Annotated in this window: 28 protein-coding genes and 3 pseudogenes; 22 read left to right on the forward strand and 9 right to left on the reverse strand. The window is 39.8% G+C overall.

What is annotated here, in order from left to right:
• Positions 1-29: 29 nt before the first annotated feature.
• Entirely contained in the window at positions 30-713 is a 684-nt protein-coding gene (locus NST18_RS06560; RefSeq protein WP_004890578.1) for a queuosine precursor transporter, read from the reverse strand.
• Between the two features lie 109 nt (positions 714-822).
• Between NST18_RS06560 and NST18_RS06565 the strand changes: the two genes are divergently transcribed.
• Positions 823-1,482 (forward strand): ribonuclease H family protein, encoded by a 660-nt coding sequence (locus tag NST18_RS06565; protein WP_035018665.1) that lies wholly within the window; start codon positions 823-825, stop codon positions 1,480-1,482.
• Positions 1,482-1,670 (forward strand): zinc-finger domain-containing protein, encoded by a 189-nt coding sequence (locus NST18_RS06570; protein WP_035018664.1) that lies wholly within the window; start codon positions 1,482-1,484, stop codon positions 1,668-1,670. The genes NST18_RS06565 and NST18_RS06570 overlap by 1 nt, the downstream gene beginning before the upstream one ends.
• Positions 1,671-1,702: 32 nt before the next feature.
• Here the strand turns inward: NST18_RS06570 and NST18_RS06575 are convergent, their stop codons facing one another.
• Both NST18_RS06575 and cspD read right to left on the reverse strand, forming a co-directional pair.
• The gene (locus NST18_RS06575; RefSeq protein ID WP_340721302.1) at positions 1,703-1,981 is read right to left on the reverse strand and encodes a DUF2564 family protein; all 279 of its coding nucleotides are present in this window, start codon (positions 1,979-1,981) and stop codon (positions 1,703-1,705) included.
• Positions 1,982-2,093: 112 nt separating this feature from the next.
• Complete coding sequence (cspD, locus tag NST18_RS06580; RefSeq protein WP_003398931.1) at positions 2,094-2,294, reverse strand: cold-shock protein CspD; 201 nt, start codon at positions 2,292-2,294, stop codon at positions 2,094-2,096.
• 249 nt (positions 2,295-2,543) lie between these two features.
• On the opposite strand from cspD, the gene NST18_RS06585 reads away from it, so the two are divergent.
• The 11 genes and pseudogenes from NST18_RS06585 (at position 2,544) to NST18_RS06635 (ending at position 14,164) form a co-directional block, all read left to right on the forward strand.
• The gene (locus NST18_RS06585; protein ID WP_004890569.1) at positions 2,544-2,792 is read left to right on the forward strand and encodes a hypothetical protein; all 249 of its coding nucleotides are present in this window, start codon (positions 2,544-2,546) and stop codon (positions 2,790-2,792) included.
• Between the two features lie 120 nt (positions 2,793-2,912).
• Positions 2,913-3,314 (forward strand): secondary thiamine-phosphate synthase enzyme YjbQ, encoded by a 402-nt coding sequence (locus NST18_RS06590; protein ID WP_004890566.1) that lies wholly within the window; start codon positions 2,913-2,915, stop codon positions 3,312-3,314.
• Positions 3,311-3,865: a glycerol-3-phosphate responsive antiterminator gene (locus NST18_RS06595; protein WP_004890563.1), complete on the forward strand. Its 555-nt coding sequence runs from the start codon at positions 3,311-3,313 to the stop codon at positions 3,863-3,865. The genes NST18_RS06590 and NST18_RS06595 overlap by 4 nt, the downstream gene beginning before the upstream one ends.
• A gap of 131 nt (positions 3,866-3,996) precedes the next feature.
• A complete protein-coding gene (gene glpK / locus NST18_RS06600) occupies positions 3,997-5,481 on the forward strand; it encodes a glycerol kinase GlpK (protein WP_004890561.1) in 1,485 nt (494 codons plus the stop codon).
• Between the two features lie 182 nt (positions 5,482-5,663).
• Complete coding sequence (locus NST18_RS06605; protein ID WP_004890556.1) at positions 5,664-6,245, forward strand: DUF5317 domain-containing protein; 582 nt, start codon at positions 5,664-5,666, stop codon at positions 6,243-6,245.
• A gap of 186 nt (positions 6,246-6,431) precedes the next feature.
• Positions 6,432-8,261, forward strand: coding sequence for a diguanylate cyclase (locus NST18_RS06610; protein ID WP_192948550.1), 1,830 nt, complete (start codon positions 6,432-6,434; stop codon positions 8,259-8,261).
• A gap of 152 nt (positions 8,262-8,413) precedes the next feature.
• Positions 8,414-9,164 (forward strand): annotated as a pseudogene (locus NST18_RS06615) (DeoR/GlpR family DNA-binding transcription regulator).
• Positions 9,164-10,087 (forward strand): 1-phosphofructokinase, encoded by a 924-nt coding sequence (pfkB, locus tag NST18_RS06620; protein ID WP_035018662.1) that lies wholly within the window; start codon positions 9,164-9,166, stop codon positions 10,085-10,087. Before NST18_RS06615 ends, pfkB begins: the two are co-directional and overlap by 1 nt.
• Positions 10,084-11,940: a PTS fructose transporter subunit IIABC gene (locus NST18_RS06625; protein WP_004890550.1), complete on the forward strand. Its 1,857-nt coding sequence runs from the start codon at positions 10,084-10,086 to the stop codon at positions 11,938-11,940. Before pfkB ends, NST18_RS06625 begins: the two co-directional genes overlap by 4 nt.
• A gap of 210 nt (positions 11,941-12,150) precedes the next feature.
• Positions 12,151-13,500 (forward strand): ISLre2 family transposase, encoded by a 1,350-nt coding sequence (locus NST18_RS06630; protein WP_088223306.1) that lies wholly within the window; start codon positions 12,151-12,153, stop codon positions 13,498-13,500.
• 223 nt (positions 13,501-13,723) lie between these two features.
• Entirely contained in the window at positions 13,724-14,164 is a 441-nt protein-coding gene (locus tag NST18_RS06635; protein ID WP_004890548.1) for a flavodoxin, read from the forward strand.
• Positions 14,165-14,236: 72 nt separating this feature from the next.
• On the opposite strand, the gene NST18_RS06640 is transcribed toward NST18_RS06635, so the two are convergent.
• Entirely contained in the window at positions 14,237-15,544 is a 1,308-nt protein-coding gene (locus NST18_RS06640; protein WP_004890545.1) for an ATP-binding protein, read from the reverse strand.
• A 193-nt stretch (positions 15,545-15,737) separates the two neighbouring features.
• Between NST18_RS06640 and NST18_RS06645 the strand changes: the two genes are divergently transcribed.
• Positions 15,738-16,544: a uroporphyrinogen-III synthase gene (locus NST18_RS06645; RefSeq protein ID WP_004890543.1), complete on the forward strand. Its 807-nt coding sequence runs from the start codon at positions 15,738-15,740 to the stop codon at positions 16,542-16,544.
• A 21-nt stretch (positions 16,545-16,565) separates the two neighbouring features.
• Here the strand turns inward: NST18_RS06645 and NST18_RS06650 are convergent, their stop codons facing one another.
• A complete protein-coding gene (locus NST18_RS06650; protein WP_004890541.1) occupies positions 16,566-17,201 on the reverse strand; it encodes a methyl-accepting chemotaxis protein in 636 nt (211 codons plus the stop codon).
• Between the two features lie 186 nt (positions 17,202-17,387).
• On the opposite strand from NST18_RS06650, the gene NST18_RS06655 reads away from it, so the two are divergent.
• Positions 17,388-18,761 (forward strand): IS1380 family transposase, encoded by a 1,374-nt coding sequence (locus NST18_RS06655; protein WP_088223305.1) that lies wholly within the window; start codon positions 17,388-17,390, stop codon positions 18,759-18,761.
• Between the two features lie 276 nt (positions 18,762-19,037).
• On the opposite strand, the gene NST18_RS06660 is transcribed toward NST18_RS06655, so the two are convergent.
• The gene (locus NST18_RS06660) at positions 19,038-20,144 is read right to left on the reverse strand and encodes an acyltransferase (protein ID WP_004890538.1); all 1,107 of its coding nucleotides are present in this window, start codon (positions 20,142-20,144) and stop codon (positions 19,038-19,040) included.
• Between the two features lie 165 nt (positions 20,145-20,309).
• Between NST18_RS06660 and NST18_RS06665 the strand changes: the two genes are divergently transcribed.
• Both NST18_RS06665 and rraA read left to right on the forward strand, forming a co-directional pair.
• The gene (locus NST18_RS06665; RefSeq protein WP_004890537.1) at positions 20,310-20,810 is read left to right on the forward strand and encodes a metal-dependent hydrolase; all 501 of its coding nucleotides are present in this window, start codon (positions 20,310-20,312) and stop codon (positions 20,808-20,810) included.
• Positions 20,811-20,875: 65 nt separating this feature from the next.
• A complete protein-coding gene (gene rraA / locus NST18_RS06670; RefSeq protein WP_004890534.1) occupies positions 20,876-21,352 on the forward strand; it encodes a ribonuclease E activity regulator RraA in 477 nt (158 codons plus the stop codon).
• A 231-nt stretch (positions 21,353-21,583) separates the two neighbouring features.
• Here rraA and NST18_RS15170 read toward each other — a convergent pair whose 3' ends face one another.
• Together NST18_RS15170 and NST18_RS15175 are read right to left on the reverse strand one after the other, a co-directional pair.
• Positions 21,584-21,739: an IS3 family transposase gene (locus NST18_RS15170; protein ID WP_155116452.1), complete on the reverse strand. Its 156-nt coding sequence runs from the start codon at positions 21,737-21,739 to the stop codon at positions 21,584-21,586.
• Positions 21,739-22,020: pseudogene (locus NST18_RS15175) on the reverse strand (IS3 family transposase); the annotation flags it as partial. The pseudogene NST18_RS15175 and the gene NST18_RS15170, both read right to left, overlap by 1 nt.
• 60 nt (positions 22,021-22,080) lie before the next feature.
• Here NST18_RS15175 and pxpB point away from each other — a divergent pair.
• From pxpB to NST18_RS06690, 4 genes and pseudogenes are all read left to right on the forward strand, one after another.
• Positions 22,081-22,803 carry a 5-oxoprolinase subunit PxpB gene (pxpB, locus tag NST18_RS06675; RefSeq protein ID WP_004890530.1) on the forward strand — a complete coding sequence of 241 codons (723 nt, stop codon included), beginning with the start codon at positions 22,081-22,083 and terminating at the stop codon, positions 22,801-22,803.
• Entirely contained in the window at positions 22,787-23,797 is a 1,011-nt protein-coding gene (locus tag NST18_RS06680) for a 5-oxoprolinase subunit C family protein (RefSeq protein ID WP_064214217.1), read from the forward strand. Before pxpB ends, NST18_RS06680 begins: the two co-directional genes overlap by 17 nt.
• Position 23,798: 1 nt before the next feature.
• Positions 23,799-24,586 (forward strand): annotated as a pseudogene (gene pxpA, locus NST18_RS06685) (5-oxoprolinase subunit PxpA).
• A gap of 8 nt (positions 24,587-24,594) precedes the next feature.
• Positions 24,595-24,825 (forward strand): purine/pyrimidine permease, encoded by a 231-nt coding sequence (locus NST18_RS06690; protein ID WP_064214218.1) that lies wholly within the window; start codon positions 24,595-24,597, stop codon positions 24,823-24,825.
• Between the two features lie 21 nt (positions 24,826-24,846).
• Here the strand turns inward: NST18_RS06690 and NST18_RS06695 are convergent, their stop codons facing one another.
• The gene (locus NST18_RS06695) at positions 24,847-24,981 is read right to left on the reverse strand and encodes a hypothetical protein (protein ID WP_268915713.1); all 135 of its coding nucleotides are present in this window, start codon (positions 24,979-24,981) and stop codon (positions 24,847-24,849) included.
• Positions 24,982-25,045: 64 nt separating this feature from the next.
• On the opposite strand from NST18_RS06695, the gene NST18_RS06700 reads away from it, so the two are divergent.
• Positions 25,046-25,720 (forward strand): class I SAM-dependent methyltransferase, encoded by a 675-nt coding sequence (locus tag NST18_RS06700; protein ID WP_004890518.1) that lies wholly within the window; start codon positions 25,046-25,048, stop codon positions 25,718-25,720.
• The last annotated feature ends 4 nt before the right edge of the window (positions 25,721-25,724 follow it).

Below are 25,724 nucleotides of genomic sequence, written 5' to 3' on the forward strand. Positions count from 1 at the left end.
AGACAAAAGTCTCATACAACATTTTACCATTATTCTGTATATTTTGGAGATATTTTTTTTGCAAAATATACAAAAGGTGTATCCAACATTGCAACAATCCATTTTAGTACATACGTTGTCATAAAAATTTGTATCCAATCATGCAACGGAAATACACCGAGAAATGCAATGGATGTGAAAACGAATGTATCGATCAATTGGCTAATCATTGTGCTTCCATTATTGCGAATCCAAAGTTGCGAATCGCGCGGAAATTTCTTTTTAAACCAATGAAATAAGTGAACATCAAGCGATTGACTAATTACAAAAGCAAGTAAGCTACCAAACGCAATACGTGGCAATAAACCAAAAATCGTTTCTAACGCTGGTTGAGCAAAATCGCTCGCATGCGGCTTAAATAATAAAGCGATTTGCATGACGATTGTGAGTGAAATAAGTGTAAAAAAGCCGAGCCATACCGCTTTTTGTGCTTCTTTTTTTCCGTATTTTTCACTTAAAATGTCAGTCACTAAAAAGGCGGTTCCGTACATGACGTTTCCGAGTGTAGCTGTCATACTAAGCAATTCAACGGTTTTGACGACTTGTAAATTAGCAACGACAGTAGAAAAGCCGATCCATACGAATAAACCTGAGCGACCGAAGAAACGATAAATGAGCAATACAAGTGAAAATGTGAAGATGGCAGAAAAAAGACCGAGTATTTCGTTAAACATCGTGATCCCTCCTCGTATGAAAATATAAAGACACAAGCGATATTATACAACTGACATCATTTTTTGTCTAAACTGTTATAATAAAATAAAAAGAAAAGGTGAGTGACATATGAAGGTTTTTATGGAATGGACATATGTAACACCGAAGAAAAAGGAAATGGTGTGGACATCAACAGAGATGGAAGTGACAGAGGCTCTATTTTTTGCAGAGGATATAGAAAGAACAGGGAGAGTGAAACAACTTTTATTTTATGATGCAAGTGGTGTGGCTTGGACGAAAAAGGAGTTAATGAAGCTTATGAAAGAAATTGAAACGGAGCCGCACGACGTGATTGCTTATTTTGATGGCGGTTATGATCGTCAATCAAAAAAAGCAGGAATTGGAATCGTGATTTATTATAAACAAAACGGTGCACAATTTCGTAGGCGAGCAAATGCGCAGTTAGACGAATTGCAGTCAAATAATGAAGCAGAGTATGCAGCCTTTTATTTTTTACTCGAACAAATCGAGCATCTCGGTGTTCATCATTTGCCTGTTGTATTCCGTGGGGATGCGCATGTTGTATTGCATCAATTGTCTAATGATTGGCCTGTATTTTCAGACGAGGGGAGATGGGTGGAGCGAATTGAGCAAAAAATGAAAAAGCTTCGTATTTCTCCAATTTATGAACCCATTAATAGAAAAGAAAATAGTGAAGCAGATCAGTTAGCAACACAAGCTCTTCGTGGGAAGATAATTGTAAGTACAATACAATTGGAGCGTGAATGATGAATCGAAAAGATGTGTTACTTCGAATAAATGAATTATTTGACACGTATTGTGAGGAGTGTTTTGTAAAACGTGCACTCCGTAAAGAATACGGGAAATTATATGCACAATCGTTTTGCATCCAAACATGTACAATAGGAGAAAAAATGAAGCAATACGGTCAGTTGCTTGTGAAACAAAAAACGTAACAAGGTGCCCCGAGATACGGGACACCTCATCATTACGTGTGGTGGATCGTTTCTGATAATTGATGATATGCGTCTGCTAATTCCTTTTCACATTGTAATAGCAGTGGATCCTCGATGTTTGTTTTAGCGCGTGCGATCGCTTCTTTTGCATTTTCGATCGCTTGTTTTGCGTGATCGAAAGTGTGACTGTCTAAACTCATCGTTGCCGCTGCAACCATCTTTTTTGCCGATTCAACCGCTAAATGTGCATCTTCAATTTTCGTAAATACGCTATCTGCCTGAAGGTGTGGCTTTTTTGAGTTTTGTGTCATCATGATCCCTCCTCACTTGTAGTATTTGTGTGAAAAGAGGAGAGTATGTAACAAAAAAGACCAGCATATTGCTGGTCTTTTCGTCGAGCTATATATGAATCATCTCAGACGATTATAATTTCACTACGTTTGCAGCTTGAGGGCCACGGTTTCCTTGAACGATTTCAAAAGAAACAGCTTGACCTTCTTCTAACGTTTTGTAGCCTTCACCTTGGATTGCTGTGAAGTGTACGAATACATCGTCTCCACCTTCAACTTCGATGAATCCGTAACCTTTTTCGTTGTTAAACCATTTTACTTTACCGTTTTGCATAATACTGAATCCTCCTAATACCTTTTAGCCAACAGGCTAATGAAAAAATTTTTCATATAACGGAATATACTCACAGCAACCAAGTCGGTGCAGGACATATATTCAGTTAGATGATAATTAGACTATACACGAATGATGAGGAAGAGTCAAGACAAAAAGGCGATTTTTTCAAAAAATTTTTTTAGAGGAGGATTTTTGTAATAAGTGCATAACATTAACAGTAAGCAGTATAGAAAGGGAGTGAGCGGTATGTATCGTGGTCAAATTCGTGGAAAAGAAGTGATCATTAAGTTAAGCAATCATGTACGGAAGCAAAAAGTCGATCAAGAAAAGTTATATCAAACAATTTTAGCATTTGGTGAAGCAGCATTTAATCAACAAAAAGAACAATTCGGCATTGTAAGCAAGCAGGGGTTAATTGTAGCCTCAGTTGAACAGCACGATTTGCCTGTGATTTCGGTCGATTATATTATCCCTTCTCATCATGTGTATGAATAAAGTCCAGTAAAGTCTGGGCTTTATTTATGTTATAGTCGTCAATAGATGAATTTTTTATAGAAAACAATTGTGAAAATATGTATGATCATAAATATATGAGGATAAAGGTGGGAACGTATGATGATCAAACAATGGACGATTCAGACGACGAAGCGAGATGAATTTGTAGACATTACTTCACTTGTTCAATCCTTTATTACAGAGAGTGGTGTACAAGAAGGAGTTGTTGTTGTTTATTGTCCACACACGACAGCAGGAATCACAATTAATGAAAATGCTGATCCAGATGTTAAACGGGACATGATTCGCCGTTTTGATGAATTGTATCCATGGTATCATTCTCTCGATCGGCATAGTGAAGGAAACACAGCTGCTCATATGAAAGCAAGCACGGTTGGATCATCTGCGCATGTCATTGTCACAAAAGGTCAGTTGCTTCTCGGAACATGGCAAGGCATTTATTTTTGCGAGTTCGATGGACCGAGAACGAGAACATTTTATGTGAAGGTGATTGAAGGATGAACGAACAACGTATTTTGCCGGCAGTACGTTCGATGAAAGATTTTGACAGGCTATTAAAAATGAATTATGAATATGGTGTGTTTTTAGACATTCATATCGGTATGTTGAAAAGTGTGTATACATATGCAAATGAACATGGGAAAAAAATGTTTCTTCACGTTGATTTAATACAAGGGCTAAAAAGTGATGAGTATGCGACAGAATTTTTATGTCAACTCGTTAAACCGTACGGATTGATTTCAACCAAAAGCAGTGTGATCACGAAAGCAAAACAAAAAGGTGTTGTTGCGATTCAACGAACATTTATTATTGATTCGAACGCCTTTGAACGAAGTGTTCAACTTGTCGAAAAAACAAATCCTGATTATATTGAGGTATTACCTGGTGTTGTTCCGAAAGTTATCTCTCAACTTCATGAACGAACTGGGAAAGAAATTATTGCTGGAGGATTAATAGAAAACGAAACCGAAGTGGAAGCGGCGATTGCTGCAGGGGCTGTTGCGGTAACGACATCAAATGTCGAACTTTGGCGATATTTCGAGCCAAAATAAATATATTGACAGCGTTTTCGAAATCGATTAGTCTTATAGTAAGTTCATCATGTTAGTGGCAGAGAAACGGAGACTCACACGCATTTTTATTGATTGCGGTGTGGGTCTTTTTTTGTAAGGGGGATAGGTGTATGTACATTTTAGCTCTTGATCAAGGAACAACGAGTTCACGTGCTATTTTATTTAATCAAAAAGGGGAAATTGTTCATATTGCACAAAAAGAGTTTACACAATATTTTCCACAGCCAGGATGGGTGGAGCATAACCCAAATGAAATTTGGGGTTCTATTTTAGCTGTCATTGCAACGGTATTGTCAGAGGCAGCTGTCGAACCAAAGCAAATCGCCGCAATCGGTATAACAAACCAGCGTGAAACGACAGTCGTGTGGGATAAGCAAACAGGCCAGCCAATATATAATGCCATCGTGTGGCAATCGCGCCAGACAGCACAAATTTGTGAGCAGTTAAAGCAAGCTGGATATGATGATGTGTTTCGTGAAAAAACAGGTTTGCTTATTGATGCTTACTTTTCAGGAACGAAAGTGAAATGGATTTTAGATCATGTGGAAGGAGCACGAGAAAAAGCGGAACGAGGGGAGTTATTATTTGGAACGATTGATACATGGCTTACTTGGAAGCTATCTGGTGGAAAAGTGCATGTGACAGACTACTCTAACGCTTCAAGAACGTTAATGTTCAATATTTATGAACAAAGATGGGATGATGAACTCCTTAACATTTTGCATGTGCCAAAAGCGATGTTGCCAGATGTTCGACCATCTTCAGAAATTTACGCACATACAGCACCGTACCATTTCTTCGGGCAAGAAGTGCCGATCGCTGGTATTGCAGGAGATCAACAGGCAGCTTTGTTTGGGCAGGCATGCTTTGAAGAAGGTATGGCGAAAAACACGTATGGAACAGGTTGTTTTATGCTGATGAATACAGGGGAAAAAGCTGTGCAATCGAATCATGGTTTGTTAACAACGATTGCATGGGGAATTGATGGAAAAGTTGAATATGCGCTAGAAGGAAGCATTTTCGTTGCTGGATCTGCCATTCAATGGTTGCGTGACGGATTACGAATGATTAAGGAAGCAAAAGATAGCGAAGCATATGCGACAAAAGTACAATCAACAGATGGGGTATATGTTGTGCCTGCGTTTGTAGGACTCGGAACGCCATATTGGGATAGCGATGTACGAGGAGCGGTATTTGGCTTGACACGCGGAACGACAAAAGAGCACTTTATTCGCGCAACGCTTGAGTCACTTGCATATCAAACGAAAGATGTGCTAACTGCAATGGAAGCGGATGCGGGGATTACGTTAAAAACGTTACGTGTTGATGGTGGAGCGGTAAAAAACAATTTTCTAATGCAATTTCAAAGTGACATCCTCGGCGTACCCGTTGAAAGACCAGTTGTGAACGAAACGACTGCTCTCGGTGCTGCTTACTTAGCAGGGCTCGCGGTTGGCTATTGGCAAAGTAGAGAAGAGATTGCGAAACAATGGAATATAGATCGTGCTTTTGAACCAAAAATGAATGTTGATGTTCAACAACAACTTTATGATGGATGGAAAAAAGCAGTTCGTGCTGCCCAAATGTTTAAATAAAGAGTCAAACCGACTGTCTTTTGGGCAGTCGGTTTATTTTTATAAATAAAACTATGTTCTAAATAATCAATAAGAAAAACAAAATATTTTGTTAATATAACCGTTTTCACATCCGAAAAAATGTGATAATATAATCAATAAAAAAGAAAAAAATTTTGTTTTTAAAGAAATGTGAGGGCTATATGGTATATGATGGGATTATTTTGAGCATTTTAATCGGTTTATTTCGCGGAGGCAATTTTAAAGGGATCGCGACATTAAAGTTAAAAGGCGGTTGGATCTTCCCTGTGCTGTTGCTTGTGCAATGGATTTTCTTCCTATTGCAAGACCGAATTGCTTTTCTAGCGAATATAAGCAACGTCACATTTATTATCGTTTACATCGTTGGACTAACATTTATTTGGCTTAATCGCCATTATCCGGGAATGAAAACGATCTTCGCAGGCGTGCTTTTAAACTTTATTGTTATTGCATTAAACGGTGGTAGAATGCCTGTATCACTTGAAGCTACCCAAGCCGTTTTAGGACAAGAATACGTTGAACTTTTAAAAACGGGACTTTACGGAAAGCATACAGCTATTACAGCTGATACGATATTTCCGTTCTTAGGCGACATCATTCCGTTAGCGCCACCTTATCCGCGAGCGAAAGTGATTAGCATTGGCGACGTTGTCATGAATATCGGTGTCTTTTTGTTTATTCAGTATTTAATGATGAAAGAGAAACAAACAAATGCTTCCCAACCAATACATGAAGGGAGGTGAAACACATGAACGCACGCGTGAAAAACGTACTTATTAATCTCCTCGTTATCGGTTCTGTTGTTGTTGCGTTGACATCTGCCATTAAAGTGATTGGGTAGAAAAAAGAGGGAGGATAACTCCCTTTTAATGTATATGTTTATATAATTATGATTATAAAAATACAGCTTTAGGATGAGTGATTAGTGTATGACAACAGTTTGGTCGAGAGTGTATATTTGTGTTCTGGGGGTAGTTACCTGTGCACTAAGTGTCTTCGTATTTAATTTTTCCTTTCGTTTTCCGCATCTTGAAGAGTGGGTATGGATTTATTTTTTATCTATCTCCGCGTTTATTTTGAGTCGTTTTGAAATTCAAATCGTTCAAAATAAAAGTTCATTTTCTATGGACTCTGCTGTTTTCTTAGCGACAGTTCTCCACTTTGGATTGTTCGTAGCCTCTTGGGTATTGTTGTTATTTTACTTGATTCAAATTATGTATAATCGTACTGTTCCGATATGGGCTCATCTTTTGAATTTCTTTATGTATTTAACCATGATATTTTTCACTAGCTTTTCATTTAGTTTTCTAAATGGAAAGGTGGGGGGGGAGATTGTATATAATCTCTATCCTTATTTCTTAAGTTTAATTGTATATTTTGTGATAAATGTAGTAATTTTAATTGGTTTTTATCGCTCCATACAATCGAAGTTTACAGGTATATTCAATTTTGGACTCTTAAAAGAAGTTTTTTTTATTTATTTCGTCACACTCCTGCTCTCTTTAGTGCTTATTATCTTAATCGATAACGAAGGGTTTTTTGGATTGTTTTTGTTTACGGTTTTAGTTGTTTTGCTGTCTATTACATTCGGAAAAGTGCTTGAGTGGTATCAAGAAATGGCCAATCAGGCAAATAAAGATTACCTCACCGGCTTATATAACCACGGATATTTTAAAGATTACTTAAAGGAATTATTTCGGGAGACGAAAAAAACAGGTGCCCAGTTTTCGATCGCTTTTTTAGATTTAGATGATTTTAAAAAATATAATGATTATCATGGTCATGTGCAAGGTGATCGATTATTAAAGTTTGTTGGGGAATTTTTGAGAAACGAAACAAAAGATTTAGGATATATTGTTGCCCGTTATGGTGGAGAGGAGTTCGCGATTGCTTTACCCAGAATAACAAAACATGAAGCAGCAGCTTTTATGGATCAATTACGAAAAAAATTAAACGATACACCATTTGACGGAGTTGACCGCCTTCCGTATCGTTGCATTTCGTTTTCATGTGGAGTTGCGGAGTATGAGTCTGACATGTATGAAGAAAGTGAACTATTACATAAGGCTGATCAAGCGCTTTATTATTCAAAAGCACAAGGGAAAAATAATGTACAATTGTACGATGCGAAAAGAATATCGCGTGATGCATTGAAATTTAAAGAAGATTTAGATGCGATTGAAGAGCAGTTAAAATTGTTGCTTTATAAAGATGTATATACATACCGTCATAGTAAACGTGTATTTAAATATGCAATGGAATTTAGCGATCGTTTAACTCTTACGGAAGAGGAAAAACGTACACTCGTTTTAGGGGCGCTTGTTCATGATATTGGAAAAATCGAAGTTTCACGAGATATTATTAACAAAACAAGCAAGCTTGATCCAGATGAATGGGAAATAATGAAAAAACACGTTATATGGGGGAAAGAAATTGTCCTTTCGGATGGTCGGTTTGAAGAAGTGATTCCTCTTGTTGAACTTCATCATGAACGTTATGATGGACGAGGATATCCTTATGGACTGAAAGGCGAAGAGATCCCGAAATTAGCACGTATTTTGTGTATTATTGATTCATTTGATGCGATGACAACAGACCGCCCGTATCAACGAACAAAAACATTCTCCGAAGCAATTGTTGAATTGCGCCGCTGTTCTGGGACGCAATTCGATCCTCAATATGTCGAGCCATTTATCCAAATGATTGGAGAATATTATCCTGAGAAAGTCGGAAATGAAAACAAAACTGTCTCACCGTGAGGCAGTTTTTATTTTTTCTGAAAATTGATCGTTTGTGAATGATATATGAAATAAAATGATTATTTTTGATTAAAATTGAATGAATTTGGTTGATTTTTTGTATATATTTCAGTATGATAAAAATGTAAGCGGTTTAAAAAGGAGGTGTAAAGTTGTTAACACCAGAACGGCATCGTATTATTTTGCAGTTGTTACAAGAAAAAGAAGTTGTAAAGTTACATGAATTGGTCGAAGCAACGCAATGCTCAGAATCGACGATTCGTCGTGATTTAAGCCAGCTGGAAAAAGAAAAAAAAATTGAAGCGTGTCCACGGCGGAGCAGCGCTATTACAACAAAAAAGAGAAGAGTTGAGCGTTTTTGAAAAATCGACGAAAAACATTCATGAAAAACAGCTCATCGGCAAATATGCGGCTAGTCTTATTCAAGATGGAGATTGTATTTATTTAGATGCGGGAACGACAACGTTACAGATGATTCCTTATATCGAAGCAGAAAATATCGTCGTAGTCACTAACGGTATTATGCATATTGAGGCACTATTAGAAAAAGACATTCCAACATATCTCGTTGGGGGGTTCATTAAGAAAAAAACGAATGCGTTAATTGGTCGAGGAGCGATCCATTCGTTGCAACAATATAGCTTTGATAAATGTTTTATTGGAGTAAATGGTGTTCATATTGACTTTGGGTATACAACTCCGGATCCTGAGGAAGCATATATGAAACAAACAGCGATTCATTTATCCCGACAAGCTTTCGTATTAGCGGATCATTCAAAACTTAACGAAAGCACATTTGCGAAAATTGCAGAATTACGAGAAGCAACAATGATTACAAATGAAACGGATGAAGAATTGCTAGCGATGTACGAAACAAAAACGACAGTAGAGGTTGTGAAATGATGATTTATACATGTACGTTAAACCCTTCCGTCGACTATGTTGTTGAAGCGCAACAGATCGAACTTGGAAAATTAAATCGTGCGACAAAAACATCCTATTTTCCTGGGGGGAAAGGAATTAATGTATCACGCGTGCTAAAACGACTACACATTCATAATATTGCCCTCGGGTTTATTGGTGGATTTACCGGACAGTTCATTGCTGATGAATTGAAACGAGAACATATTTTAACGGATTTTATTACTGTACCTGGACAAACGCGATTAAACATTAAGTTAAAAGGAGAAAGAGAAACAGAAATAAATGGCGAAGGGCCTGTCATTAGCGATAAACATAAAGAAGCGCTGATCGATAAAATTAAGCAGATAAAAAAAGGAGATATACTTGTTTTAGCAGGAAGCCTTCCGCCGTCGATAGATGATACATTTTACGTCATGATGATGGAAGAAGCGAAAAAACGAAAAGTTGCAGTTGTTGTTGATACGAGTGGTAGTGCATTGAAACAAGCAATCGCATACGAACCATTTTTACTTAAACCGAATCAAATGGAGCTTGGGGAATTGTTCGGAGTGAGTATTCATAGTCGCCATCAAATTATAGAATACGGAAAAAAACTAATTGACAATGGTGTGCAACATGTCATTGTTTCCCTTGCTGGAGATGGGGCAATTTTGTTCCATAAAGACGTCATATTAATCGCTCAAGCCCCAAAAGGAATGGTAAAAAATTCAGTTGGGGCAGGTGATTCGATGGTAGCAGGATTTTTAGCTGCGTACGTGAACGAAGCACCACTTGAAGAAGCATTTCGATATAGCGTTGCGGCCGGTAGTGCAACAGCTTTTTCTGAAGATTTATGTACGGAGGACGGGGTTCATCGTTTGTTAAGTGAAGTGACTATTACAAGAATGGAGGATGCTGTATGAGGATTACGGATATATTGACAGAAGATACAATTGTCCTTGATTTGAAGTCAAAAACAAAAACAGAAGTCATCGAGGAATTAGCAGATGTGCTAGAGAAGACTGGGAAATTGTATGATCGCGAAATGTTTCTAGAAGCGATTTTTGCACGAGAGGCGCAAAGTACGACAGGAATTGGTGAAGGAATTGCTATTCCACATGCGAAAACGAAAGCAGTTCGTACCCCGGCGGTTGTTTTTGGACGCTCAAAAGAAGGAATTGACTACGATGCGTTAGACGGAAAACGAAGCCATTTGTTTTTTATGATCGCAGCGCCTGAAGGAGCAAATGACACACATTTGGAAGCGCTCTCCCGATTATCGACGTTGTTAATGGACGCATCATTCCGTTTGAAAATTGAAAGCGCTTCAACAAAGCGCGACATTATTCAAGCGATACAAGAAAAGGAGGGGGAAACGATGACAGAAGAAAAACAACAGTTTGGGAAAAAGAGAATATTGGCTGTTACAGCTTGTCCGACAGGGATTGCGCATACGTATATGGCTGCTGATGCTCTGAAGGCGAAAGCAAAAGAAATGGGAGTGGACATAAAGGTAGAAACGAATGGTTCAAGCGGGGTGAAAAATGAGTTAACACAACAAGAAATTGAAGATGCTGTTGCCATTATCGTTGCAGTAGATAAACAAGTAGAAATGGATCGCTTTGACGGTAAACATGTTATTCAAGTACCGGTTGCTGATGCGATCCGTAAACCAGAGCAACTCATTGAACGAGCATTAAAACAAGATGCCTCAATTTATCGTGCAAGTGGTGGAAACCGTTCGTATGCGTCAAAAGAACGAACAGGTTTTTATAAACACTTAATGAATGGCGTATCGAATATGCTTCCGTTCGTTGTTGGTGGCGGAATTTTAATTGCGATCTCATTTATTTTTGGTATTAAAGCGTTTGATCCAAATGATCCGTCATTCCATCCGATTGCAAAAGCATTAATGGACATCGGTGGTGGTAGTGCATTCGCACTCATGATTCCTGTATTGGCTGGCTTCATTGCAATGAGCATTGCGGATCGCCCAGGATTTGCACCGGGGATGGTCGGAGGATTTATGGCAGCGAATGGTGGCGCTGGTTTTTTAGGTGGACTAATTGCGGGATTTTTAGCCGGTTATCTCGTTGTTGGATTGAAAAAATGGTTTAGCCGTTTGCCACAATCACTCGAAGGAATTAAACCTGTTCTTCTTTATCCGTTATTCGGTATACTACTTACAGGACTTATTATGATGTACGTCGTTATTGATCCGGTAAAAGCATTAAATGAAAGAATGAAGACATGGCTTGAAAATATGGGCACAGGTAACCTTGTTTTACTTGGCCTTGTCCTTGGAGGAATGATGGCAGTCGATATGGGTGGACCAATCAATAAAGCGGCGTTTACGTTTGGAATTGCGATGATTGATGCAGGGAACTATGCACCGCATGCAGCTATTATGGCAGGTGGAATGGTTCCACCTTTAGGATTAGCGATTGCGACAACATTATTTAAAAAGAAATTTACAAAAGCAGAGCGGGAAGCAGGAAAAACATGCTATATTATGGGGGCTTCATTTATCACAGAAGGAGCCATTCCGTTTGCAGCGGCTGATCCAGGACGTGTCATTCCATCAATTATTGTTGGTTCAGCGGTTGCCGGAGCGTTGACGATGATGTTTGGCATCGGTCTCCCAGCTCCACATGGTGGAATTTTTGTAATCCCGATCGTAAAAGGAAACCCGTTGTTATATGTGCTTGCCATTTTAATTGGTTCACTTGTGACTGCATTCATGGTTGGTTTGTGGAAAAAAGAAGTAAAAGAATAATAGATAAAAAGTAAGCGTGCGATGACAACATCGCGCGTTTTTTTCTTTTGTATGAGTAAAATGTTTGTGGGAGAAAAAAAGACAGGTTCCTGATTTGGTATAATAAGGAACCTGTCAGATATGTAAGCAAAATAGATGAAAAACGGGCTCTCCTCCTGGTAAGGTAGTAAGTGTGAAAAAAAAATACAACCAAAGAAAGGAGTGGAGCCCATGCAGGATTATATCACAAACGGCTTGACATTAAAAGAGATCGAACAGTCTTTATTTAGACATATGCAAAAACAATATGGTCATCTCCTTCAACAGGTGTTGGAGGAGATCGACCGCACATTGGCAGAACAGAGGGACAAGAAACGATATGCGCTCAAAGATAAGCGGACGATCCGACTCCAAACGCTATTTGGAGAGGTGGAAGTGAAGCGAAACTACTACTTTGACCGTGAAAAAAAGGTGTATACGTCTTTACTCGATGTCTTTCTCCAGTTCGATGGGGCGCATGGAGTGAGTCCGCTATTAGAGGAGACAGCGATTCATCTCGCCGTGACGGGTTCTTCGTATCGACAGGCTGCGCAGTCGCTTGAAAAGCTGGTGGGGTATGCATGTATGAGTCACGAAACGATTCGCCAGTCCATCATCGAGGCAGAGGTGGAAGGGCACCGTGCGATGGAGAAAAAAGGGCGCGTGTTTTTTATCGAAGCAGACGGGTTGTACGTGAAACGTCAACGAAGCCGCATCAAAGGAAAAGAAGAAAAGATCATCACGATTCACCAAGGATGGGAGAAAAACGGGAAACGCGTATCCTTAGTGAATCGACGGTATATGGTTCATCAAACGAATGAACCGATTTGGGAAGCTGTAGAGAATTTTCTGATGAAGGAATACAGCTATGATCCGTTTGAGGATTGGGTGGTCATCAATGGAGATGGAGCCCCATGGATTACAGCGTGTCGAGAATATTTCGGGGACAGGGGGTACTTTCAGCTTGATCGGTTCCATGTGGCAAGAGAGATTCGTCAATTGTTCCGAGGTCATGCGAGATATCGGGTGATTCGAAAGAAGTTAGCATCATGGGATGAAGAAGGTGTGTTACGAGAACTCACAAGTGCCATCGGTACGTTAGAACATGAGGAGAAGGAAAAGCAACTCGAGGCGCTTGTTCGTCGAATCGAGGAGATGCCAGGATGTTTGCGTGACTATCGCGTATGGTTGAAGGAAAAAGGGATTGACACGACAAACATGAGGGCGATGGGGAGTGCGGAAGGAACGATGCATGTGTTTGCGAAACGAAGTAAAAACGGTCGAAGTTGGAGGGATGCAGGGATTGAAGCGATGTTGCGAGCGATCGTCGCGATAAAAGATACGTTACTCATTCGGACACGCGATGGAGTGATGTATGGCGTGGAAGAACGAGAAGAAACGAAACGAGAAACGATCGTGAAAAAGGCACTGAAGCGCGTGCAAACGCAAATGACAGAAGTGGTACGAGATAACATCCCATACCTTCGCCAATCTTCAGGGACACCGATTTACGAGGCATTGCAAGCATTGAAAGGTTTTTAAAACGAGAGAAAACGCACATACCTACAGGATGAGAGTAAGTAAAAGCGCTTACATATAACGATTTTATAAAACCATATATAACCAAAAAAATCGGTCGAGAAAAAAATCTCCCACAAAGTCTTGACTCAAACTTTTCTTTTTAAAAAATTGACAAAGATAATCATTATCATTTAATATAATTATTGAAAGTGATTATCACTTATATACGTAGGGGGGACTATGCATGCCAAAAGCAATAATGATATTTACAAGTATGACAGGGAATACAGAAGAGATGGCTGAAGCGATTGCCGAAGGAGTTCGTGAACAAGGGATCGAGTTGGATGTAAAAGAAGTGTTAGATGCCGTGGCGGTAGAGCTTGAACAATATGACGGGATTTTGCTGGGGGCGTACACATGGGGAGATGGAGAATTACCTGATGACTTTTTAGATTTTTACGATGAACTAGATGACGTTGATTTAACAGGTAAAAAAGCTGCTGTTTTCGGTTCGTGCGATTCGAGTTATGAGAAGTATGGTGCAGCTGTCGACATTTTAATTGAAAAATTACAGGAGCGCGGCGCAGAAGTCGTCCTCGAGGGACTGAAAGTAGAATTGACGCCGACAAAAGAAGAAAAGCAACTATGTATTGCGTTTGGTCGTAATTTTGCCAAACAGTTGTAAAAGGTCGTGTACGAAACGACCTTTTATTTAATTAAACTATGTTCTAAATGATCAAATTAAAAAAAGAACAAGTTAACAACTAACTTGTTCAACAGAGCGTTTGGATGATTTTTCGACATCTGATTTATAATATGAAGGAAAGTACATATATACGTCTGTTCCTTGACCGACTTCACTATGAATAAACAAATCGCCTTTCATTGTTTCAACAATGCGGTAAACAACCATCATTCCAAGGCCTGTCCCTTTCGTTCCTTTTGTTGTGAAGTAAGGTTCACCTAGACGTTCAATTTGTTCTTTTGTCATTCCAACTCCGGTATCACTAATATGAATCAACACATAATCTTTATCAATCGATACGTTAATGCGCAACGTTCCTCCGTTTGGCATGGCTTCAATGGCATTTTTCATTACGTTCAGTAAACATTGTTGAAATTTTTGACGCTCTCCTTTTACGGCAAATGGCAAAAGGAAAGCTTGAATTTCGATACTACTCATGTTTGCAAGAGGACGTAAAATATCAATGACTCGCTCAATTTCGGTTTTGACATTTAACCTTTCGACGTGTTCTGGCGCAGGTTTAGCAAATGTCAAATAATCTGTAATGATTGCTTCCGCGCGATCAATTTCCTCAATGGCAATTTGAATATACTGTCTATCCTTATAGTTTACTCGTTCACTTTGTAACAACAATTGCATAAATCCTCTAGATACGGTTAACGGGTTTCGTACTTCATGTGAAATGGAAGCAGCTAAATGTCCAACAACTTCTATTTTCTCAGCGCGAATGATGCGACGTCGAAGATCGCTATGTTTTTGAATCGCCTCGGTAATATAAGAACCTAAAAATGCTGTAAGTGGTTGAGCTGAAAAATATGTCGAAAGCATACGGATAAGCTGTCGCTCATCATTCATCCATATATGAGATAATATGATCGTTAAAACAGCTGTTCCAACTGATAGAGCAGTGATGGTGGTAATTCGTTGTTTGGAAGATAAATGTGTTTGAAACTTTTTATAAAAAAATAAACAGACGATGATTTGAATGGTCGTAATGATTATTGTGACAATAATACCTTCCGTTCCGCCAATCATCATCCGATAAATTATAGTGATCATTGCAAGAAAAAGGGTAGAGAACGCCCCACCGTACAAGCCACCAATCCAAATCGCCACTTGCCGTAAATCAAAAACGAACCCATTTGTTGTTTGAATAGGAAACATCATACAAAAGACAATACATATGCCGATTGAAAACGTTTTTAAAATGGCCTTTGAGCGATCGGATATGCGACGTTCTTCAAGCCAAATAGGAGCAATTAGCAACGCCAATATAATAAAAAATAGGTTAAGCAATACTTCTTCAATTAGTGGGGGCATATAAGCCCGCTCCTTTCGACATGTATTTCAGAATAATAAGAATATTTATGTCGGATGATTTCTTTTACATTGTAAGCTAATGTAGTTACGTTGTGAACACAAAACAGTTCGATGTTTTATGTCAAGATTCAACAAATTTTGCACTACTTTTCACTTTTATATGATATGATGGGAAGAAAAAGGGGGACGACGTATGGAAAAGGCATTAGCAAACAAAAAGATTGTGCTATGTGCTTCACGAAAAATTGAAGAAATGAGCGCGCTCATTATCAAACAAGGGGGGATTCCGATTTTGCGACCCGCCCAAGGAACGACATTTTTGAATGAAGAGTTAGAGCAACATCTTCATCATATCGTTCACGAACAAAATGATTGGTTTATTTTTACAACGGGGATTGGTGTAGAGGCATTGATCAAAAAGGCAAAGGAATATGGGATTGAACAATTACTGCTTCAGTCCATTCGTCGTGCACATGTAGCGGTGCGTGGTTATAAAACGATGAATGTATTACGTACATATGGAATTACCCCTTGCATATGTGCAGACGACGGAACAACAAAAGGTTTGATCCGCGCATTACAAGAAGTCGACTGGAAAAGTAAAAAAGTTGTTGTCCAGCTTTATGGAGATTCCATTCCATCATTACAACAATTTTTAGTGAAGCGAGGGGCTTTATATAAGGAAATATGGCCATATCGACATACTCCGCCTACATTCGATGTAATGAAGCAGCTTACTGATGATATTATTTCCCGTGCTGTGCAAGCGGTTTGTTTTACATCAGCGATTCAAGTTCGCTTTTTCTTCTCGTTTGTTCGTGAGCACGGATATGTCGAACAGATCAAGCAGGCTTTTGCTAAAGATATCGTAGCTGTTGCTGTTGGAAAAGTAACGAAAGAAGCGTTACAAGAGGAAGGAATTAATCGTGTGATCGCACCGGCTCATGAAAGAATGGGAGCGATGGTCATCGAGTTAGCAAAGTACTATAGCATGATGTAGACGTGCACAAATATGGCACGTCTACATACGAAATGACTCAACTGTTGTGCGGAGTTGCTCGTCGAGTTCGGCAAGCGTTTGGGCACTAGAAGTGATTTGTTCGTTCATAGCTAATTGTTCTTCAACTGTTATTATGCTTTCATTGCTTCTTTGCATCACTTGCTCAGAAAGTTGCTTCAGTTGACTCATTGTTTGGATTAGCTCGTTGGAAATGGCGGTTATTTGCTCAATAGTTGCCGATGTGGTTTGCACTTTAGAAAACACTTGTTCCACAGACTCGTCAATTGCGCAAAATGAGCGTTCTGCAGTATCGTAATATGTCTCGCCATCAACGAGTTTTCTTGTACTATGTTCCATGGATTGCGATACTTTTTTTGTTTCCACTTTTATTCTATCTAGCATTGTTTCGATTTCTTTTGCCGCTTCTTTTGACTGCTCGGATAGTTTGCGGACTTCATCAACGAGCACAGCGAATCCTTTTCCGTGATCACCGACCCGCGCGACTTCAATAGCAGCATTTAAGGCAAGCAAATTAGTTTGTTCCATGATGGCAGTGATCATATTTTTAATTTTCTCAATTTTCTCTAAGTCATTGCAACATTTTTTTGCTGTTTGTAAAAAGAGTTCACCAGTTTTTTTGTAGTTCAGTGACAACATGTGCGCGTTCTTGTTCGTGAGCTGCGCGTAAAAATTGTTGCACGAGTAGAAAATATTGATATTCCAGTTTCTGTAGCTCTATTTGTTCACCTGAATCCGTGACAAAACATCTTTACAATGGTCGCAAACCGTTGATACGATAAGGGAAAACGACGTTGACGACTCTTCATCAAGTAGGTGAATGTGATGAAAGATTTCCCGATTCGGTTTGTATTGACAGATGAAGCGATTACTCCAAGTGCTGGGCTTGCTCTCGTGGGCTACTTACTGCACCAAACGAAGCTGGATAAACGAGTAAACGCACTTCGGCTCCCAACGGTTCGTCGAGATGTGCACATTTCCCATAGCGACGTCATTCGCTCGATGATCGGCTTGCTTGCCACAGGAAAAACGGATTTTGATCATATCGAAGCGTATCGTCAGGACGATATCTTTTCGACATCAATGGGCATTCGGCACGTACCTTCCTCCCCAACGTTGCGACAGCGTCTCGATCAGCTCGCTTGTCTCCCGATGACCGAAACCATCATTTGGGAGGAATCGATGCGTCTGTTGGTTCGACAACACGCTACCTTGTCCGCTTGTTGGACGAAAGGGAAAACGACATGGCTTCCCCTTGATATAGATGCTTCCCCATTTGATAACTCCGATACGAAAAAAGAAGGAGTGAGTCGAACGTATAAAGGATTTGACGGTTTTACGCCGTTGTTTGCGTACGCAGGGAAGGAAGGGTATATCGTTCATGCCGAGCTGCGTCCAGGGAAACAACATGTACAAGACAACATGCCTTCGTTTTTAACTACCGCCATCCGTCGAGCTCGTCCGCTGACCTCGTCTCGTCTGCTTGTCCGCATGGATGCAGGGAACGATGCGGAAGCGAATGTGCACGTATGTCTAAAGGAAGACGTGGACTTTGTCATCAAGCGAAACTTACGCCGAGAATCGAAAGCGCTTTGGTTCCAGATCGCTTCGCAAAAGGGCAGACGCGTCGATGATGGACAAACAGAAGGAGTACAAACGTATGAGTTATGCCTTCCACAGACAGCAGCAATCGATGGACACACGTATACGTACGTTCAAGTCACCCAAGTGACGGAACGAACGATGGAACGAAATGGACAGCTGATGCTCGTTCCTGATTACGAAGTCGAAAGCTACTGGGTGCGCCTCGAAGGATACGAGCATGTTCGAATGAGTGATGTGCTCGCATTGTATCACGATCATGCGACATGCGAACAGTTTCATAGCGAACTGAAAAGCGACTTAGATTTAGAGCGACTTCCATCAGGGAAGATGAAAACGAATGCGCTCGTGTTAGTCATGGGAGCATTCGTGTACAACCTTCTTCGCCTGATTGGACAAGATCTATTAAGCGATCCGAGACATCCATTACATCATAAAGTGAAACGCCGCCGCATCAAGACGATCATTCAGACGGTGATCACGATGGCAGGTCGACTCGTCCGCCGATCACGACAGATCTGGATGAAACTGACGCGAAGGAGTGGGTACAGTATACTCCTACTGAATGTGTATCAAAAATGGAAAGAGGCAAGATAACAAACAGATGTTCGGGTACTCATATCCATCACTCCCCCCTGTACTTTTTTTGTCTCTTTTTTGGTTTGTATCTCCATAAAAGAGGATTTATCTCGTTTTCAAACATGAAAGTGGTGCAGGGAATCATCAAAAAAAGGGATGTATGGATCATATATCCATAGAACTAACACCAAAATCAAAGTTGATTTCCAACCATCACGGATTCAGGTGTTCAAACATTATATGTTTGAAATAAGAAGTGGTTTGTGTGAACAAAATAAAAAAGCATCCCAAATATTAACTTGGGACACTCTTTTTAGATTTCGATAGCGATAGGATAGAAATAGTCCGATGTTCGCGCGCTTGACCGATAAACAGCAAGCTAAGTGGTGTAGCATGTATAATATAGCAAACGCCAATGGAAACGATTGTTGTGATTGTAAATAATATAACAGCTTGCAACATCGAATACATCGTTGTCGGAATGATTGGTGCAAACACGTATAAGAAAAACATATGTGCAATATATGCTCCATAAGTATATCGACTAATGAAACGTAACGCCGTATACAATCGAGATTTTGTTTGCACAATGGTAATCGATAAAGCGTATAGCAAGAAAATTTCTGATGTGACATACAACACCATCGAAGGCTTTAAATACGTAATCGTCGTTAAATCGATAGAAAAGATGCCTTGTGATGTAAATAGCTCATAACTAACAAAGATAAAAAGTGATAAAAACAAAAATGTGTTAAGTGGAATAACTCGAATGACGAATTTCCGCCATGTTGGGAGCGTGTACGCAGCCATGCCGCCTAGGCCAAAATAAAAGAAATAAGCTAAAAACGTACGATCGATATAATGTATATATGACGTGCTTTGAACAATTGGAGAAATGAACGTAATGAAGCCAATGTAAATAATTGCGCTAACGATAATAAATGATTTCCAATACTTTTTTTGATCAAGCCAACGGAAAAATGGAACAATGATTAAAATGAGTAAATGAAATTGTATAATCATTACGACGTACCATAAATGCGGTGCTGCCTCGCCGAGCAGTAGTTGTTTCATTGCATCAAGTACATGCAGATGACTAGAAAATAATATAAAGTAAACAAATGACCATATGATATACGGAATCATGAGTTCTACCCATTTATGGGATACGTAACGTCGATAATGAATCGCTTCTTTCTGTTGCACCATATGAAATCCTACTAAAAACACGAACACAGGAGCAGAAAATTTGACGAAATGAAACAGCATGCCAATCATAATCGCTTCCTCTGGATGAGGGGAACGATAATTCATTACGTATAGTAACGCGCTTTGAAAAACAACAGCTAAAAATGCTAAACTTTTCATAACGGTTAATTCTGCGGGTGTACTCTTTTTCATTTTCCTCACCAGCTTTATTTGTCAGTTTGTTCATACATTAGTATAATGCTAATAGTTTCACAAAGTTGGCTGGAGCGGTGAACATTTATTGAAAAAACCGTCTCGAATTCATGAATATTAATAACGAATATTATATAAAACGTTTACAAAAGGAAGGGAAAAACGATGCGTTATCATACTCATATTGTTTCATCATTAGCGGTTGGAACCGGGATTGCTGCGTACACTCCTGTTTCATTTACAATCGCCTATGCGGCTGGGCTGACGCTCGGGAGTTTGCTTCCAGATATTGATGAGCCTAACTCATACATCGGTCGTCGCTCGTTTGGGGTTGCCAAGCAGGTGAATAAGGCGTTTGGTCATCGTGGGTTTACCCATTCATTATTAGCATGGGGGGCTATCACTATCGTTTTATTATTGCAATATTTTTCTCCTTTTACGCTCGGGTTATGTCTTGGATATGCGTTTCATGTTTTAGCTGACTATTGTTCAAGTCAAGGTGTTCCGTTACTATGGCCATTTTCTAAAAAAAGATATCGGTTTGTGATAACGTATCGTACGTCTAGCTTTTTGGAAACACTCCTTTTTTATTGCTTTCTTGTTTTGTTCATTTATTTTTTAACAAATGGTGCGATTGAAGATAGTAGCTCGATCTTCTTATTTTAATTTATTGATTTTTTAGAATAGATTGACTATTATTGTGATGAGATTGACAAAAGTGGGGGATGAGGATGAAAACGGCAGATTTGTGTGATCAATATGGAGAAAGTGTCCGTGTTTGCTCTCTTTCATTCCGAAATTACGGTGGAAAAGCAACGTTTTATGGACGAATTACAACCGTCGATGTATGTGATGATAACGTTCTTGTTCGGGAAGCGCTAGAAACGGCACCGGCAGGAAGCGTCGTCGTTGTGGATGGCAAAGGTTCAAACAAGTGCGCTCTTGTTGGAGATCGGCTTGCACAAATTGCGTGTGACCGTCAATTGGCTGGCATTATTGTACATGGGTGCATTCGTGATTCAAAAGAAATAGGAAATATGCCAATTGGCGTACTTGCGCTTGGGACATGCCCACGCAAAAGTAAAAAAGAAGGAAAAGGGATGCGAGATACAATTGTACATTTTGGCGATATTGAGTGGAAGCCGGGTGCATACGTATATGTTGATGAAGATGGAGTGGTTGTTTCAGACGAGCCTTTGCATGAATAACGATTTGTTCGGTTATTCTATCGTCTAAAGGGGGAATAGACGATGGATAAAAAGCGAACGATGATAGAAGACGAGGTAGCATTTGTTGAACATGAGATCTGGTATTATGTCAAGAAAATAGACACGTAAAGTCGAGAGGTGGCCTCTTGAGAAGGAGAACGGTTTGGTAAACCCTTCCCCTTCTCAAGAGGAAAGATGCCCCTTATATCGTGACTTTGTGGAGAGAAGAGTTCACTGCTTTTTGCCTTGCTGATACATCTTCTCATACGCCATCGGAGACATGTACTCATTAGCAGAATGAATTCGCTTGGCATTATAAAAACACTCAATATATTCAAAAATCCGATGTTTGATCTCTTCCCTTGTTGCAAAGGTCTCGTGAAAAATAAGTTGGGATACACAGGCGAATGATGCTTCGAGTTTGTGGTTGCCTTATATTTTTTTGTTTTTGAACGAATATCACCATCTTTCATGATTCTGGCGACCGTTTTTTGAGATACCTTAACCCCTTGTTTCTGAAGGATTTCTGTGATTTTTGGACTGCCATACGCTTCTCTTGACTCGATATGAATCTTTTTGATTTGCTTTTTCAATGCTTCCTGTCTTTTCTTTTGTTGACTTTCTGGTCGTTTGGCCCATGCATAGTGTCCACTTCTTGAAACGCCTAAAAATGTTAATATAAAAAGTAAGATTTTGCTTATTCCTAAAAATGGTTAGGAGTTGTAAAAATGGATTATCTTTTTCATCCATTGGGTGATAACGCAGTAATAATTGAACTGGGCGAAGATATTAATTTAGAGACTCATCAAAAGGTAAACATGGTTACAACCTTGTTTGATGAACAGCCATTCGAGTGGATGATCGAATATGTTCCTGCATTTACAACAGTAACTGTGTTTTATGATCCGTTAAAGATTTCAGATTTTAGCTCTCATACACTCCCGTATGATTACGTTTGTGGGCAATTGAAACCCTTATTGGAATCACTTAAGATCGGTGAATTTTCATCTGAAAGGATCGTGGAGATTCCAGTTTGTTACGGGGGAGAGCTAGGACCTGATTTGGAATATGTTGCGGAATATAATGGTCTCACGCCTGAAGAAGTCATTCATATCCATTCCAGCGGTGATTATTTAGTGTATATGATCGGATTTGCCCCTGGATTTCCATACATAGGAGGCATGTCGGAGAAAATTGCCACACCGCGAAGAGAATCTCCGCGATTAAAAATTCCTGCCGGTTCTGTTGGTATTGCTGGTAAACAGACCGGTATTTATCCGATCGAAACGCCAGGGGGATGGCAACTTATTGGCCGAACACCGATAAAGCTGTTTCGTCCTGATGACAAATCACCTAGCTTATTAAAGGCGGGGGATAAAATCCGATTTAAACCCATCACTATAGAAGAATACAAACAATGGAAGGAGGACGTCAGTGATAAAAATCATTAAGCCGGGCCTCCTTACGACGATTCAAGATTTAGGAAGATACGGTTTTCAAAAATTTGGAGTGATTGTAAGCGGGGTAATGGATTCACTGTCACACAGAATTGCAAATCTATTAGTTGGTAACGAAGAAAATGCCCCTACTTTAGAAATAACAATGGTAGGTCCTGTTATTGAATTTGAAAGAGATACACTAATATCTATTTGCGGGGGAGATTTATCACCTTCTATTGATGGAAAATTTGTTCCGTTATGGCGACCAGTTCTTGTAAAGAAAGGTAGTCAGCTTCGTTTTGGGCAATGTAAAACAGGCTGCCGAAGCTATCTAGCTGTTGCGGGAGGATTCGATGTTCCGCGTGTGATGGGGAGTACTTCCACCTACCTTAGAGCGGGCATAGGCGGATTTAAAGGACGTCCATTAAAGACCGGTGACGAGTTAAAATTATCTCCCCCTAATAATCGATCGGTCCAAATGATTCATGATTTTTCTACAAAAATAGGAGATCAAAAGTTTGTAGCGACGAAATGGTCGGTATCTGCTGGATTTATTCCCATTTCTAATAAAATTCCTTCCATTCGGGTAATAAAGGGGAGACAATACCAACTATTTTCAAAAGAAAGTCAAAAAAGTTTTTTTCGTGAACCATTTGAAATTACAACCCAATCCGACCGGATGGGATATCGTTTGAAAGGCTCCGTTTTGTCGTTAACATCCGCGGAAGAAATGATTTCGGAAGCCGTAAATTTTGGTACCATTCAAGTTCCGCCTGATGGAAATCCGATTGTGCTTCTAGCTGACCGGCAAACGACAGGCGGTTATCCGAAAATCGGACAAGTTGCCACCGTGGATTTACCATACATCGCCCAATTAAAACCAGGTGACAAAATAAAGTTTGTTGAAGTTTCTCATGAAGAAGCACAAAGACTTTATTTAGAAAGAGAAAGAGAGATCCAACAACTGAAACGAGCATTATCAATAAAATGGAAAGGAGAAATGTAACATGCATATTGTCGATTTGAACTGTGATATGGGAGAGAGCTTTGGTGCTTATAAAATGGGGAGAGACGAAGAAATTTTAGATTATGTTACATCAGCCAATATCGCTTGTGGTTTCCATGCGGGCGATCCGTCAACGATGAGGAAAACAGTCCGTTTAGCCCTTGAAAAAAACGTCGGAATTGGCGCTCATCCCGGATTTCAAGATTTAGTGGGATTTGGTAGAAGAAACATCGATATTACTCCTCAGGAAGCTTACGACATTGTTGTGTATCAAATTGGCGCCTTATATGCATTTGTAAAATCTGAAGGTGGAAAGCTTCAACATGTAAAACCACATGGAGCATTATATAATATTGCCGCTAAAAACGCTGCGATTGCTCAAGCCATTGCAGAAGCAGTTTATAAAGTAGATCCGGAATTAATCTTGTTAGGATTAGCGGGTGGAGAGCTTGTCAAAGCGGGAAAAAAATCGGCCTTAAAACCGCTAGCGAAGTGTTCTCCGACCGCACTTACCAAGAGGATGGGTCCTTAACATCAAGACGGGAAGCGAATGCTCTCATCAAAGACCATGACGTAGCTTGCCAGCAAGTTATTCGTATGGTAAAAGAAGGAAAAGTTACATCTCTTCAAGGGAAAGATGTATCGATTCAAGCTGATACGATCTGCATACACGGAGATGGGGAACATGCATTAGACTTTGCAAAATACATACGTAAAGCGTTGAAGGAAGCCAATATCACAGTTACAAAACTTGGTGATTTTCTAAAATATGGTTCATTTTCATTTTAGCAGGGAGTGTGGTCGCCCCGTTAGCCATCGGTGAGGCTTTCGGGCTTTCTCTAAGGGAAATAGCGGGTTTTGTACAAAGAACTTTTTTCGTCATTGGTCTCGTTTCGATCATTCAAAATATTTTTGGCCACCGAATGCCTATTGCAGAAGGTCCTGCTGTTTTATGGTGGGGAGTTTTCCTCGTTTTTTTAGGTTTAAATGGAACAAATAATGAAACCCATTTTGTCAACAGTCTGTAGTCGGGCTAATCGCCCGACTTTTTAATGGTCGGTTTTATCGTTTTGGCTTTTGTTTTGTTTGCGTCCTTTACTGTTGTCGCCTGCCCCCTCATTCAACTTGCCATGTTGTGTCGGTGCGTTTTGATTTTTGCTTCCTTCGTTCACTTTTTTTGTCATGTTCTTTGCTCCTTTCTGCTACAATAAACGTAACATGTTTATTTTTTCAAAAAGGGGTGGAGTTATGCGCGGGTGGCATAAAGAGGCTGAAAAACAATGGGATGAGCGAGCAGAGTGGTGGCATCAAAGCAGCGAGGAGATGTGGGAGAGAGGAAGTCGAAAAACGATTATTCCGTTTGTGACGACATATATGCCGAAAGAAGGATATATTGCAGATATTGGATGTGGGGATGGATACGGATCGTATAAGCTATGTCAACAAGGATATCGTGTCATCGGATTAGATTTATCGAGTGAAATGATTGAATTAGCCAAAAACCGAAGAACTCATGAACATCTTCATTTTCAACAAGCGGATATTATGAATTTACCTTTTCCAGATGAAACGTTTACAGGTGCGATGATTATTAACTGCTTTGAATGGACGGAACGTCCGCTTGCTGCGCTTGAGGAAGTGCGGCGTGTATTAAAAGCAAATGCATATGTTTGTGTAGGTATCCTTGGACCGACAGCTGCCCCGCGAGTAAATAGCTATCGCCGCTTATATGATGAGGCGGTGATCTGCAATACGATGATGCCATGGGAGTTTGAACGGCTAGCTACTGAAAATGGTTTTACAGTTGTTGATGGAGAAGGGGTGTATAAGCGCGAAATTGATAATTCTATTATCCGACATTTACCGACAGAGTTAAAACAGGCCGTTTCTTTTATGTGGTTATTTATGTTGCAAAAAAGGTAGGGAG

Origin of the sequence: Anoxybacillus sp. FSL W8-0104 (assembly GCF_038004465.1) — a bacterium.
Classification (GTDB): Bacteria; Bacillota; Bacilli; order Bacillales; family Anoxybacillaceae; genus Anoxybacillus; species Anoxybacillus flavithermus_G.